This is a genomic window from Actinoplanes solisilvae (assembly GCF_003999975.1).
GTDB lineage: Bacteria > Actinomycetota > Actinomycetes > Mycobacteriales > Micromonosporaceae > Actinoplanes > Actinoplanes solisilvae.
Window position 1 is genome coordinate 128,602 of the sequence record NZ_RJAC01000020.1, and the last position, 13,432, is coordinate 142,033.

12 protein-coding genes are annotated in these 13,432 nt (G+C 69.4%); 6 read left to right on the forward strand and 6 right to left on the reverse strand.

What is annotated here, in order from left to right:
• The first annotated feature begins 10 nt into the window (after nt 1–10).
• Nucleotides 11–445 carry a heat shock protein transcriptional repressor HspR gene (locus EER30_RS35660; RefSeq protein ID WP_127505315.1) on the forward strand — a complete coding sequence of 145 codons (435 nt, stop codon included), beginning with the start codon at nt 11–13 and terminating at the stop codon, nt 443–445.
• Between the two features lie 40 nt (nt 446–485).
• Here the strand turns inward: EER30_RS35660 and EER30_RS35665 are convergent, their stop codons facing one another.
• From EER30_RS35665 to EER30_RS35680, 4 genes are all read right to left on the reverse strand, one after another.
• On the reverse strand, nt 486–932 hold the full coding sequence (locus EER30_RS35665) for a hypothetical protein (protein ID WP_127505317.1): 447 nt from the start codon (nt 930–932) through the stop codon (nt 486–488).
• A gap of 128 nt (nt 933–1,060) precedes the next feature.
• Entirely contained in the window at nt 1,061–2,269 is a 1,209-nt protein-coding gene (locus EER30_RS35670) for a cation:proton antiporter (RefSeq protein WP_127505319.1), read from the reverse strand.
• Between the two features lie 46 nt (nt 2,270–2,315).
• Nucleotides 2,316–2,813, reverse strand: coding sequence for a cation:proton antiporter regulatory subunit (locus tag EER30_RS35675; RefSeq protein WP_127505321.1), 498 nt, complete (start codon nt 2,811–2,813; stop codon nt 2,316–2,318).
• A gap of 22 nt (nt 2,814–2,835) precedes the next feature.
• Nucleotides 2,836–4,065: a sugar efflux transporter gene (locus EER30_RS35680; RefSeq protein WP_127505323.1), complete on the reverse strand. Its 1,230-nt coding sequence runs from the start codon at nt 4,063–4,065 to the stop codon at nt 2,836–2,838.
• Between the two features lie 167 nt (nt 4,066–4,232).
• Here EER30_RS35680 and clpB point away from each other — a divergent pair, with 167 nt between their 5' ends.
• Nucleotides 4,233–6,821: an ATP-dependent chaperone ClpB gene (gene clpB, locus EER30_RS35685; protein ID WP_127505325.1), complete on the forward strand. Its 2,589-nt coding sequence runs from the start codon at nt 4,233–4,235 to the stop codon at nt 6,819–6,821.
• A gap of 58 nt (nt 6,822–6,879) precedes the next feature.
• Here the strand turns inward: clpB and EER30_RS47490 are convergent, their stop codons facing one another.
• The gene (locus tag EER30_RS47490) at nt 6,880–7,056 is read right to left on the reverse strand and encodes a hypothetical protein (protein WP_164842598.1); all 177 of its coding nucleotides are present in this window, start codon (nt 7,054–7,056) and stop codon (nt 6,880–6,882) included.
• A gap of 364 nt (nt 7,057–7,420) precedes the next feature.
• Between EER30_RS47490 and EER30_RS35690 the strand changes: the two genes are divergently transcribed.
• The 4 genes from EER30_RS35690 (at nt 7,421) to EER30_RS35705 (ending at nt 12,249) form a co-directional block, all read left to right on the forward strand.
• Nucleotides 7,421–8,347 (forward strand): hypothetical protein, encoded by a 927-nt coding sequence (locus EER30_RS35690; protein WP_205650558.1) that lies wholly within the window; start codon nt 7,421–7,423, stop codon nt 8,345–8,347.
• A gap of 71 nt (nt 8,348–8,418) precedes the next feature.
• Nucleotides 8,419–9,729, forward strand: a complete 1,311-nt coding sequence (locus tag EER30_RS35695) for a hypothetical protein (RefSeq protein WP_127505327.1) — start codon at nt 8,419–8,421, stop codon at nt 9,727–9,729.
• A 1,358-nt stretch (nt 9,730–11,087) separates the two neighbouring features.
• Nucleotides 11,088–11,465 (forward strand): ArsR/SmtB family transcription factor, encoded by a 378-nt coding sequence (locus EER30_RS35700; protein ID WP_092549981.1) that lies wholly within the window; start codon nt 11,088–11,090, stop codon nt 11,463–11,465.
• Between the two features lie 109 nt (nt 11,466–11,574).
• Nucleotides 11,575–12,249 carry a class II aldolase/adducin family protein gene (locus EER30_RS35705; RefSeq protein ID WP_127505329.1) on the forward strand — a complete coding sequence of 225 codons (675 nt, stop codon included), beginning with the start codon at nt 11,575–11,577 and terminating at the stop codon, nt 12,247–12,249.
• Nucleotides 12,250–12,460: 211 nt separating this feature from the next.
• Here EER30_RS35705 and EER30_RS35710 read toward each other — a convergent pair whose 3' ends face one another.
• Nucleotides 12,461–13,285, reverse strand: a complete 825-nt coding sequence (locus tag EER30_RS35710; RefSeq protein WP_205650559.1) for a DedA family protein — start codon at nt 13,283–13,285, stop codon at nt 12,461–12,463.
• Nucleotides 13,286–13,432: the final 147 nt, after the last annotated feature.

A 13,432-nucleotide genomic window follows, 5' to 3' on the forward strand; every position in this document is an offset into this window, starting at 1 on the left:
GGAGGGGCACATGCATGAGGAGATTCGCATCTCGGTCGAGCAGACCTCCGACGCGAAAGTTTTGATCATCTCGGTCGCGGCTCGCCTCGCTGGGATGCACCCGCAGACGCTGCGGCAGTACGACCGGCTCGGACTCGTGCAGCCGGGCCGGACGGGCGGTGGCGGTCGTCGCTACAGCGAGCGGGACGTCGCGTTGCTGCGTGAGGTGCAGAAGCTCAGCCAGGAGGAGGGCGTCAACCTGGCCGGGATCAAGCGCATCATCGGCCTGGAGCAGATGGTCGGCGACCTCGAGCAGCGCGTGCAGGACCTCGAGCAGCGGCTCTCCGAGGCCTACGCCCGGATCGCCCAGCTCGAGAGCCCGTACGGCGGAGGGGACCTGGTCCGCCAGGAACGCCACTCGACGGCCCTGGTCGTCTGGCGCCCCCGGCGCTCTTCCGACCGGTAACTACAGGACGGCCCCGCGAAAGCGGGGCCGTCCTCTGTGTTCAGCGCCGGTTGAACAGCCCTAGGCGTCTGGGGTTGCGGACCAGGCCGCCTTCGATCCAATCCGAGTAGTCGAAGATCTCGGGGCGGCTCATCAGGACGCGGCAGTTGTGCGCCCAGATCGACATCGGCTCGTCGCCGACCTCCTCGGCCCGCTCGACGAACTTCTTCAGCCGGCGTTTGCGCTGGCCGGTCGCGTTCTGCCGGACGCCGTCGGCGGCGTAGATGTACATGCAGTGCTGGGCGAAGCGGCGGGCCGGACATTGTCGGTCCATCGCCAGCTCGAAAAGGGTGGGTGCGAGCACGTCGCCGGAGATCAGCAGGTCCCAGTCGGGAGGCATGCTGCTCAACGGCACGGCTTCAGGATGGTAGGCCCACGCCTGGATCTCTTCCGGTCGAGGATCGACCGGGTTGGCGAACCCGAAGAATGTCGACTCACGCACTGTCACGTCGCCGCCCGAGAAAGTCCGATAACACGTAGTTGTCGGGAGGGAACGGTAGCGCGCCAGCAAGGTCCTACGGAAGTGTCAAGACCTCACAATCGGATACCGGTCAGTAGCTTTAAGCAGCATCATGATCATTCTTCGGCGATCAGGGGCCGGTTCGACGACCGCGAGGGCTGGCGCCACCTGCGGATAAAGGTCTTGAACCACTCGTAATCGGGCATCCGGGCGAGCAGTGGGCCGGCCACGACTGTGATCAAGACGTACGCCGTGGCGAGCGGGGCGAGCCGAGGTTCGACCCCCGACGCGACGGCCAGCCCGGCGATGACGATCGAGAACTCCCCGCGCGGCACGAGCGCGAGCCCCGCGCGCAGCCGGCCGGGCAACGCGATGCCGACCCGGCGCGCGGCGAGGAAGCCGGTCGCCACCTTGGTCAGCGCCGTGACCACGGCCAGGGCCAGCGCCGGCAGCAGCACGGGCGGGATGTCGGTCGGGTCGGTGGAGAGCCCGAAGAAGACGAAGAAGACCGCCGCGAACAGGTCGCGCAGCGGGGACAGCATCTGGGTCGCGTGGTGGGCCACCGGTCCCGAGATCGCGATGCCGACGAGGAACGCGCCGACCGCGGCCGAGACGTTGAGCTCCTCGGCCACGCCGGCCACGAACAGGGTCAGGCCGAAGACGCCGAGCAGCAGCGCCTCGGCGTCCTTGGCCGAGATGAGAGCGCTGATCTGGCGGCCGTAGCGGATGGCCACGACCAGGACCGCGACGACGGTGACGACGGCGACGCCCAGCGCCTTGGCCCCGCCCAGCAGGCCCACCCCAGCCAGGACGGCGGTGACCAGGGGCAGGTAGAACGCCATCGCGAGGTCCTCGATGACCAGCACCGAGAGGATCACCGGCGTCTCGCGGTTACCGAGCCGGCCGAGGTCGCCGAGCACCTTGGCGATCACGCCGGAGGACGAGACCCAGGTGATGCCGGCCAGCACCAGGGCGGCCCGCCAGTCCCAGCCCATGATGAACGCGAAGGCGGCCCCGGGCACGGCGTTGAACACCGCGTCGAGCAGCCCGGCCGGAGCCGCGGCGCGCAGGTTGCCGACGAGCTCGCTGGCCGAGTATTCGAGACCCAGCATGACCAGCAGGAGGATGACGCCGATGGACGCGCCGACCTCGATGAACTCCTCGCTCGCGGAGAGCGGGATGATGCCGCCGTGCCCGAAGGCGAGGCCGGCCAGCAGGTAGAGCGGGATGGGCGAGAGACCGACGCGACGGCCCAGCCGGCCGAGCATCCCGAGCGCGAAGAGCAACGCGCCGACCTCGATGAGGAGGATCGTCGTGTCGTGCATCAGCTGCTCTTATTCCTCGGTTCGGCGCCGCGGTTACGCAACGCTCTCAGCCGTCGGCGTCGCCGGCCAGGATGGCGGAGACACCGTCCAGACCCTGACGGGTGCCGACCGCGACGACCACGTCGTTCGCCTCGAAGACGAAGTCGGGGCCGGGGGACGCGATGACCTCGCGGTCGCGCATGACGGCGACGATCGACGAGCTGGTGCGGGTGCGCGCGCGGGTGTCGCCCAGCTTGCGGCCCACGAAGGGCGAGCCGGCGGGCAGGGCGATCTGCTCGGTGAGCAGACCGGACGCCTGCTGGCGCAGCCCGGCGAGCTGCCCGAGCATGAGTGAGGCGCCCAGCACGTCGGCCAGCGCCTCGGCCTCGTCGTCGGTCAGCGGGATCGAGGCGAGGCAGGCGTCGGGGTCGTCCACGTCGTAAAGCACCAGGTCGCGGCGGCCGTTGCGGTGCGAGACCACGCCCACCGTGCGCCCCGAGGACGTCACCAGGTCATGTCGGACGCCGATTCCCGGCAGCGGAGTCTGTTCCACCCTTACGCGCACGATCACCACCGTAACGCAGCAGTCACAGGCTTCCGGCCAGCAGTGGTTGCTCCCGCACTTCCGGGACGATTCGCCGGGCGCGGCGGGCGACGACCATGAGCAGCAGGCCGAGCACGCAAAGACCCAGATTCACCGCGTACGCCAACCGGAAGTCGAAGTGCTGAGCCAGGCCGAACGCCGGCGCGGCCAGGATCTGGCCGATCGGGAACGTATTGGTGATCAGCGTCGTGGCCCGCCCCGGATGGCCCGGCATCAGGTCCTGCATATAGGTGATGTTCAACCCGCCGACGGCGGCGATGAAGATCGCGTTGAGGACCTGCGCCCCGGCCAACACCCCGACCGAGCCCGCGCTGACCGCGACCGCCTGATAGGCGATGCCGAAGCCCACACCGATCAGGATCAGCGTGCGCAGCGGCACCCGGGCGCCGAGCGCGCCGAAGCCGAGCAGCAACGGGATCTCCAAAGCCGCGCACAGCCCGAGCACCAATCCGGCCTGGCCGATCGTGCCGCCCAGCTCGGTGCTGATGAACAGGGGCATCGCCTGTACGCCGAGCGCCATCGAGGTCTGCACGACGGTGAACCCGACGACCAGCAGGAAGATCGTCGAGCGCGGGGCCTCGGGCGTACGCAGTTCGACGGGCTCGGCGTGACCGGCCGGGCCACCCGCCTCGGGCAGCCAGCGCAGCACGATCAGCGCGGCGATGCCGTACATGACCGCGACCAGGCCGTACGTGTAGGCGAAGCCGCCGTCGGCGAGCAGGAACGCGGCCAGCGGCGGCCCGGCGACCCACGCCACCGAGAAGAGCATGCGTAGCGAGCTCATCCCCATCGCGGCATGCTTCGGATCGCCCTGGCGCAGCACCTGACGGGCGTACGCGAAAGCCTGTGGGAAAAGGGTGCCGGCCAGGGCGGTGAGCGTGATCGTGAGTCCGAACAGCACCCAGTAGTCACGCACGACGGCGGTGAGCGCGGCCCCGGCCAGACCGGCCAGCGCGGCGATCAGCAGCAGCTTGCGCCGGATCGGGCGACGGTCCGAGATGCGGCCGACGAGCCACGAGGCGAACACGCCGGCGAGCGGCGTCACCACGAGGAAGACGGTGGTCTTGACCGGGCCGGCATGGATGCCGTCGCTGAGGAAAAGGGCGAGGAACGGGCCGACGAAGGAGGTGCCGATGCCGACCGCGATGAAGATCAGGGCGAGCGGGATCAGGCGCCGCGACACTTTGCCGTGCGCCGGGGGTGGTACGGGCATGATTCGCTACGGTACGACGCCTTCCGGTCCTCTGGATCTTCTCGTGGGCACCGTCACGGCCCCTCTTTGTCGTTGTGGCGCTGCGGGCATAGAGTTGAGTGGAATACGCTCAACTCTGTGGTGAGCCTGTTTGGGTGAGCTTGTTTGGCAGTCGATCAGGGGAGCACATGAACGCCGAACGTTTGACCACCAAGAGCCGCGACGTGATCACGGGGGCGGTCGCCGACGCCGGACGGCGCGGCCACGCCACCGTCGAGCCGTGGCACATGCTGCTTTCTTTGCTGGACACCGGCGGCTCCACGGCCCCGGCTCTGCTGCGCGCGGTGGGGGCCAACCCCGCTGACGTACGCCGGGTCGCGTTGCGCTCCGTCGAGTCGTTGCCCTCGGCCCGCGGCTCGAGCACGGCCGAGCCCAGCCTCTCGCGCGAGTTCGTGAACGCGATCGGCGAGGCCGAGCTGATCGCCCAGCCGCTCGGCGACGAATACATCTCGACCGAGCACCTGCTGGCCGGCCTGGCCCGGGTCGGCGGCGCGGTCGGCAAGGCGCTCAAGGACGTCGGCGCCACCGAGGAGGCCCTGGTCGCCGCGTTCCCGCAGGTGCGCGGCGGGGAGCGCCGGGTGACCACCACCGACCCCGAGCAGACCTACAAGGCGCTGGAGAAATACAGCGTCGACCTGACCGAGCTGGCCCGCGACGGCAAGATCGACCCGGTCATCGGCCGGGACGCCGAGATCCGCCGCGTCGTGCAGGTGCTCTCCCGCCGCACCAAGAACAACCCGGTGCTGATCGGCGAGCCGGGCGTCGGCAAGACCGCGATCGTCGAGGGCCTGGCCCAGCGCATCGTGGCCGGCGACGTGCCCGAGACGCTGCGCGACAAGAAGCTGGTCTCGCTCGACCTCGGCGCGATGGTCGCCGGCGCGCAGTACCGCGGCCAGTTCGAGGAGCGGCTCAAAAGCGTCCTCGAGGAGATCCGCAATTCCAACGGCCAGGTCGTCACCTTCCTCGACGAGCTGCACACCGTCGTCGGCGCCGGCAAGGGCGAGGGCTCGATGGACGCCGGCAACATGCTCAAGCCGATGCTGGCCCGCGGCGAGCTGCGCATGGTCGGCGCGACCACCCTCGACGAGTACCGCGAGCACATCGAGAAGGACCCGGCCCTCGAGCGGCGTTTCCAGCCGGTCGTGGTCGGCGAGCCGACGGTTGAGGACACCATCGGCATCCTGCGCGGTCTCAAGGGCCGCTACGAGGCCCACCACCGAGTGCAGATCACCGATGCCGCCCTGGTCGCGGCCGCCTCGCTGTCCGACCGCTACATCAGTGACCGCTTCCTGCCCGACAAGGCGATCGACCTGATCGACGAAGCCGCGTCCCGGCTCCGCATGGAGATCGACTCCCGTCCGGTCGAGCTCGACCAGCTCCAGCGCCAGGTCGACCGCATGCGCATCGAGAAGCTGGCCCTCGAGAAGGAGACCGACCCGGCCTCCCGCGACCGCCTGGCCCGCCTCGACCGCGACCTCGCCGACCGCGAGGAAGAACTGACCGCCCTCAACGCGCGCTGGGAACGTGAGCGCGGCGGCCTCAACCGGGTCGGTGAGATCAAGAAGCAGCTCGACGAGGTCAAGGCCTCGCTCGAACGCGCACAGCGTGACGCCGAGTGGGAGACCGCCTCGCGCCTGCAGTACCAGGAGATTCCCCGCCTCGAGTCGGAGCTGGCCACCGCGGCGGCGGCCGACGAGGAGACCGCGGCCGAGCCGCCCATGGTCAAGGAAGAGGTAGGCGCCGACGACATCGCCGAGGTCATCTCGTCGTGGACCGGCATTCCGGCCGGCCGGATGATGGAGGGCGAGACCGCCAAGCTGCTGCGCATGGAGGAGTCCCTGCGCGACAAGGTGGTCGGCCAGGCCGAGGCGGTCGCCGCGGTGGCCAGCGCGGTCCGCCGCGCCCGGGCCGGCATCGCCGACCCCGACCGCCCCACCGGCAGCTTCCTCTTCCTCGGCCCCACCGGCGTCGGCAAGACCGAGCTGGCCAAGGCCCTGGCCGGGTTCCTCTTCGACGACGAGCGGGCCATGGTCCGCATCGACATGAGCGAGTACGGCGAAAAGCACTCGGTCGCGCGGCTCGTCGGCGCGCCGCCCGGGTACGTCGGCTACGAGGAGGGGGGCCAGCTCACCGAGGCCGTGCGGCGCCGGCCCTACAGCGTGGTACTGCTCGACGAGGTCGAGAAGGCGCACCCGGACGTCTTCGACGTGCTGCTGCAGGTGCTCGACGACGGGCGGCTCACCGACGGGCAGGGCCGCACGGTCGACTTCCGCAACGCGATCCTGGTGCTCACCTCGAACCTGGGCTCGCAGACCGCCGACATCACTATGGGCGACGAGGAACGGCGGGACGAGGTGCTCGCCGTGGTGCGGGGCCACTTCAAGCCCGAGTTCCTCAACCGGCTCGACGACATCGTGGTCTTCCACGCCCTGACCCGGCAGAACCTGAACGCGATCGTCGACATCCAGCTCGGCCGGCTGCGCTCCCGGCTCGCCGAACGGCGGCTCAGCCTCGAGGTGACGCCCGCCGCGATCGACTGGCTGGGCGAGCACGGGTACGACCCGATCTATGGCGCCCGGCCCCTGCGGCGGCTCGTGCAGTCGACGATCGGGGACGGGCTGGCCAAGGCGCTGCTGGCCGGCGAGATCCGGGACGGCGACACGGTCGTGGCCGACCTGGGCGACGGCAAAGACGGACTGCAGGTTTCGCGAGCCTGACTTACGTACGGAAAAGGGGTCCTGGGTCTGTCGACCCGGGACCCCCTTTCGGTGGCTCTTAAGTTGTGGCCGGCCGCTGCCGGTAGGCCTGGGTCATCAGGACGTCGGTGACGACCTGTTCCCCCTCGTCGGACCAGATGCGGATGCCGTCACGGTGGAGCTGATATCGGACGTCCTTGAATCGGGTCCTCGAGTCGTCATGGTGAACGACGGTCAGAGTGTCGGCGTGGGGCATGGGAGTCACCGGTCCTTAACAGGTCTGGGGCCGCCGCGGTGTGGTCACGCGGCTGGCGTATCGGGACAGTTGCCCGGCTGTGACGGTCTGCCTCGGCCCAGGCGGTATCTCCGCGGGGCGGGCGACTCGTGCGGGCAGGGGGCACCGGGGAAGCGTTGTGCTGCCGCGTCGGTGCCACGGCTGAAAGTGTAGGGACCGACGCGTACCCGCGCCGCCCCCTGAACGAGCGACCTATTTATGGATATTTCGGTCATCTTCGCCCGATGCTGCCATAGATTTGCCGGATTTGAATGGCTGTCGCGGAGTTGGCGGCCTACCGATACCGTGAATGGATCTAGATTTCGGGCATTCTGTTGGGGGCACTGTGACCGTTCCGAGTTATCCGGCACCCGGCTACCCGGCGCCCGCGGCGCGAGCGCGTCCGACCGTCGTCACCGTCGCGGTCTATCTGCTCTATGCCGTGGCCGCCGTTCAAGCGCTGAACGCGGTGCTCACCTTCAGCATCGCCGGCCGCATCACCGAGGCAGTGCGAGACGCGTACGCCGGCACCGAGGTCGACGGCTTCGAGTCGATCGTGTCGTTCACCTTCATCGGCGGCGCGGTGATCAACCTGCTGCTCGGGGCGGGGTTCGTCGTGCTCGGCATCCTCGACGGCCGCGGCAAGAACGCGGCCCGCATCGTGACCTGGGTCATCGGCGGCCTCGCGCTCTGCTGCTTCGGCGTCGGCCTCGGCGGTACGGCCCTGGTCAGCTCGTTCGACACCGGCACCACGACCGGCGCCCCGAGCGACGCCGAACTGCAGCGGCAGCTCGAGGCGGCGCAGCCGTCCTGGTTCGAGCCGATCACCACGACGCTGTCGGTGATCGCACTGCTCGCGATCCTGGGAACGGTGATCCTGCTCGCGTTGCCGGCCGCCAACGACTTCTTCCGGAAGCCGGCGGCCGGTGGGTGGGACCCGACGGCGCCGCCTTACCCGGGGGTGCCCGGCTATCCGGCGCCGCAGGGTGGCTACCAGGGGCAGCCCGGTTACCCCGGTGCTGCTGGTGGTTCCTACCCTGGTCAGCCTGCTCCTGGGTCGCCCTACCCGCCCTACCCCGGTCAGCCTTCGCCCGGCCCCTCGTACCCCGGTCAGCCTTCGCAATACCCGGGTCAGCAGGGCCAGCCTGGGCAGCCGGCTCCGGGGCTGCCGCCCTATCCCGGCCAGGAGACGACCCCGCCGCCCGCCGACCCGTTCGCGCCGCCGCCGACGAACGAGCCGAACCCTCCGAAGCCGCCGACCGACCCGGCCTGACCGGGTTCACTCTCCGCTCGCCGTGACCGCCGGGTAGGTTCGGCGCAACGGATCACCGCGGGGAGTCGTCGATGTCGTACCCAGTCCAGCCGCCGCCGATCGCGGCCGCGCCGCCGGCCTCGCCGTCCGGCCGGCCGCCGGCGGTGACGGTGGCCGCCGCCCTACTGTGGTTGATGGCGGGCGTCGGGCTGATCTATGCCATCGCGACGCTGGCCGTCGTGCCCGGCACGGTCAGCCGCTTCCGCGAGGTCGCCGGCGGCGGGTCGGGCTTCACCGGCGACAACGACCCGGAGTATTACGTAGCCGTCGTCTGGCTGGGCGCCGCGATCGCGATGGCCCTGGCGGTCATCGCCTTCGCGCTGTTCGTGGTGATCGGCCTCTCCCTGCGCCGCGGCAGCAACGTGGCCCGCATCGCGACCCTGGTCGTCTGTGCCCTCGGCCTGCTCGGCGGCATCGGAAGCATCCTGACGGTCGTGGCCCAGCGCAGTGGCGACAGCGTTCCGTTGTCGCTGGGCGGGCAGTTGAGCGAGGCCTACCCGGGCGGCTGGCTCGGCACCAACACCGGCCTCTCGGTGGCCCAGATCCTCGGGTACGCCGTGGTGGGCATCCTCGTCCTCACGGCGCCCCGGGCCTTCTTCCGCCGCCCCGCCGCGCCCACGGTTCCCCAGCAGGCCTACGGCATGCCCTACCCCGGCTACGGTGCCCCCGGCGTTGCCCAGGCCCCGACCGGCTATCCCGCCCCGGGCCTCGCCCCGCCGGCCGTCGGCTATCCGGGAGCCGGGCACCCCGGTAGCTATCCCGCGACACCTCCGAGTGGGCCGTCCACGGTGCCCGGCGGTTACCCCAGCACCTGGGAGCCGGCCGTGCCTCACCCGCCCGGCGGCTACACGGGCGGGCCGGGCTATCCGGGTGTCAGTTACGAGGCGCCCGCTCCCGGGTCCGACCCCGGGCCGAATTCCGCTCAGACCCACCCGGCGACGGACCATTCCTTCTACGCCCGGCCGGCGGGTCACGCGCCGGACTCGCCCTTCGCGCCTCCGGAACCCTCGACGCCGACGGCCGCACAGCTTCCGCTCGCCGACCCGCACTCGCCCTACGCCCGCCCGCAGGCTCAACCCGCAGCCGCTCCCGCGGGCCAGCCCCCTTCCGGCCTCCACGAGGGACAGGGCCGGCCCGCGACCGTTCCCGCAGACTCGCCCCAGGGACAGACCGCGACCGTTCCTGCGGACTCGCCCCAGGGGCAGACCGCGACCGCTCCTGCGGACTCGCCCCAGGGTCCGTCCGCGCCGAGTTCTGCCGACGGCTCCGCCAGTTCTGCGCCCGACCGCCCTGTCTCTGGCGTTGAGGGCGGCACCGAAGCCCAGCCGCCGACCGCTTCCTAGCGTCGGGTTCACTCGATCGGTGCACTCGGGCGGCCGGTCGGGGACCGCCACGGTGATCTGACGGCGGTTCTGCCACCTTCAGGCAAGAGCGGCAGTACTTTCGCGCTGTCCGGAAAGCCAGCCGGGGCGTCAGCCACCTGTGTGTCCAGCCCTGCACCTCTTACAAGCCTCCGAGGGGTCAGCGGCTCGCGGCTGTCCTGAGGCCCCTGAAGAGAGACTGAGCCGCGACCGCTCGCCACAAGGCTGGTCCTAGGAGTGGCATCCGGGCCGAACCGTGCCCGCGCTACGTCGGAACCGCGCCGGACCGCCGACAACTCGCCTCGCGCGACCAGTCGTTGAAAGTCGGCTTCCGGGCGTCGTCGAATGCCGGATTCCGGCGGGCGGGCCGGTGGTTCAAGAAGGACCGGCGGGATTCGTTTGGGGCTGCGAGGGGTGGCCGGGGATGGTGTGATGAGTCCCGGTCAGGGGCATCTACGGTTGTTACCGGCCAGTTACCCCCTCAAATTGATGGAGTGACCCCTCATATTGATGGTCATGGGTCACCCGAACGGGTAACTTTCTTCGTCGGCTTCGTCCCTCTATCGGCTGTCCGGATAGCGCGCCACCAGCCGGTCGGAGGGGGTTTTTCGCTAGATGGGTAAACGTCGAAGCGCACGATTCACAGGAGCTTCTCAGCCCCCCGACCGGGTGATCTGTCGATCTGAGGTCTTGTGACCCGCGACATAGGAGCTTTGAGCTGCATCGATGTTCCCGGCATCGGGCGAAAGGGACTCTTGAATCTGTAAGGTTTGTTTTTAGATCGACTCAATGCTGTGCGTCAATAGTTACGTTCCGCACCGCCGGGGCGAAAGGTTCCAGTTTCGTTCCAGCAAGTACGCTCGATGCATGCAAGCACGCCACGACCTGCGTAAATTCATCACTGAATTAGCCGTCGCGCAGCGTGGTGCCGTGCTTTCATCGGGTCGTGTACTTCCTGGACCGGGCCGCCCGGTCCGAGAGGTCGCGCAGGGTGGTGAGACGACGACGTCGAGGCGGGTGCGGGCCTACGGCGAAACGGATCAGGACCCTGCTGAGCCAGCCCGGACGGACAAATGGATCGACGAATTGACAATGTGGGGTGTCTCACTCCCGGGGCGGGGATCGAGACCTCGACACGGATGGGTAGCGACCTGATGGCGGCTGAGGCGTTGCAGGAGGCAGAGACCGAAGTCGGTACGGCGGTTTGGGTTGCATCGGAGGCTCGGGTTGCCGGCCGTCTCCGATCGACCGACCCGGCGTGGGGCGTCGGCCTTACGGCCTGAAAGTTAGCCGGTTCGTCCCTGCACACATGCAGGAGAATCGATGCAGTTGGTGGAAGGATGGAGATCGTGGGAACTGCGTTGGCGGAAATGACAATGCCTCAGATCTCGCCGCTTGCCGGCGAGCCAATTGAACGTGCCGACGCCGAGCGTCTGGCGGGTGTGCTTAAGGCACTCGCCGACCCGGCTCGACTTCGGCTTCTCAGCCTCATCCAGTCCGCAACGGACGGCGAGGCCTGCGTCTGCGACCTGACCGCTCCGCTCGGTCTGTCACAGCCGACGGTGAGCCATCACCTGCGGATCCTGACCGAGGCTGGTCTGCTCGAGCGCGAGAAGCGTGGAGTCTGGGCGTACTACCGCCTGGTGCCCAGCGCCATCGCGACCATCGCCGACCTCCTGACCCCGCCTCGTAAGCGGGCCACCAAGAAGGCGCGCTGACCGCTTCGCGGAATTCGCCTGGCGTCACCGGCATCACGTGGGCGTGACGCCAGGCAGCAGACCTCTCCGCCTCCAGCAGTCCACCCCCCAGGACCTTCAGGAGTAACGGGTGAACTACGTCCACGGCGATTTGCGTGACCAGCTCGCGTTCGTGGGTTTCGACGTGGTCCAAGCCGGCCTCGTCGCCGGGTCCGGCGGCAACCTGTCCGCCCGGATTCCCGATGAGGACGCCGTCTGGATCACCGGCAGCGGCTCGTGGCTGGGCCGGCTGAGCCGGACCTCCTTCACCGCCGTGCGAACCTCGGACGGCGCGCCCGCGGTGGTCGGCAGTGTGCCGCCGCCCGCGATCGAGCCGACCAGTGAGATCGCGCTGCACCTCGCGCTGTATCGGGCCCGACCCGATGTCAACGCCGTCATCCATCTGCATCCGCAGACCGCACTTCTGCTCGATGCCCTGGGTGAACACATCCGGATCGTCACCACCGACCACGCGTTCTATCTGCGCCGTGTGTCGACGGTGCCGTTCCGTCTGCCCGGCACCACCGAGCTGGCCGCGCTGACCGCCGCGATGGCGGCCGACGGCACCGATTGCCTGGTGCTGAGCCAGCACGGGTGCGTGGTGATGGGCGACTCGATCGAGTTGGCGCACAAACGCGCCCGCAACCTCGAGGAAGCCGCGGAGCTCACCTACCGGGCGCTCTCCGCCGGCCGTCTGGAAAACCTCCGCGACTGCCCCGAGGAGTTCCTCGACCGTCTGTACGGTTCCACCGCCGTCACGGTCTGACAACGCAGAACCCGTCCGCTCGATCGCATCGCCCCCGACGGCGCACGAGCGCGGGTCCCACGGAACACGAACGCGCCCGGCCGACCATGTGGTCAGCCGGGCGCGGTTGTCTTTCCACAGCGGCGCCGTCAGCCAGCGCGTGCGGAGGCGCGAGACCCAGCGGTGCGTCGGTTAGTGCGTGCGGAGGCGCGAGACGCCAGCGGTGCGTCGGTCAGCGCCGGCGGCGGTGCGACCGCGGCGTGGGGTCGTCGTCCTCGTCGTCGTGGTGGTGGTGGGTCGACTCGACCAGGCCGGCGATGCTGGCGGCGGCCACGACACCGATCGCGGCGGCCGGCTCGGGCGGGGCCGTGGGGCCGCCCTTCTTCTTGTGGCGACGCTCGCGCAGCATCTCGATGATGATCGGGAGCAGCGAGATCAGAACGATCAGCGCGACGACCGGCAGGATGTATCGGTCGATGTGGTCGCCGATGGTGTCGTAGATCTTCTGGGCCAGCAGGTGCCCGAGCAACAGGATGCCGTCGGTCCACAGGATCGCGCCGACGATGTTCCAGAGCAGGAACTTGCGGGCCGGCATGCCCAGCGTGCCCGCCACCGGGTTGAGGAACGTGCGCACGATCGGGATGAACCGAGCGAGCACCACGGCCTTGGCCGGGCCGAACTTCTCGAAGTAGTACTCCGCCTTCTCGACGTACTCCCGCTTGAAAAGCTTGGAGTCGGGCTTGTCGAACATGCGCCGCCCGTAGCGCGCGCCCAGCCAGTGCCCGAGCTGAGCGCCGACGATGGCGCAGATCGGCGCCCCGATCATCAGACCCACGAACGAGATCTGGGTCCCCGGGCCGAAGATCGAGTCGGCCACGGGTGACGCGGCGACCCCGGCGAGGAACAGCAGCGAATCGCCGGGGAAGAAGAACCCGACCAGCAGACCGGTCTCGGCGAACATGATCGCCCAAACGCCGGGCATGCCGAGGGTGTGCACCAGATCCTTAGGATCCAGTGGGTTGAAGGCGAGGTTCTCGCCGAGCGCACGGAGGGTCACGAGGAGCCAGGGTACCGCCGATCAGTACGCCGTTCGTGTCCCGATGCTGTGGAAATGCGTTATGGCGTCCGACCGGCGGCCGCGGGATCCGCAGCGGGCCTCCCGGGCAACCCGTTCGTGCTGCTCACCGACCCGAACGGCTCTGGA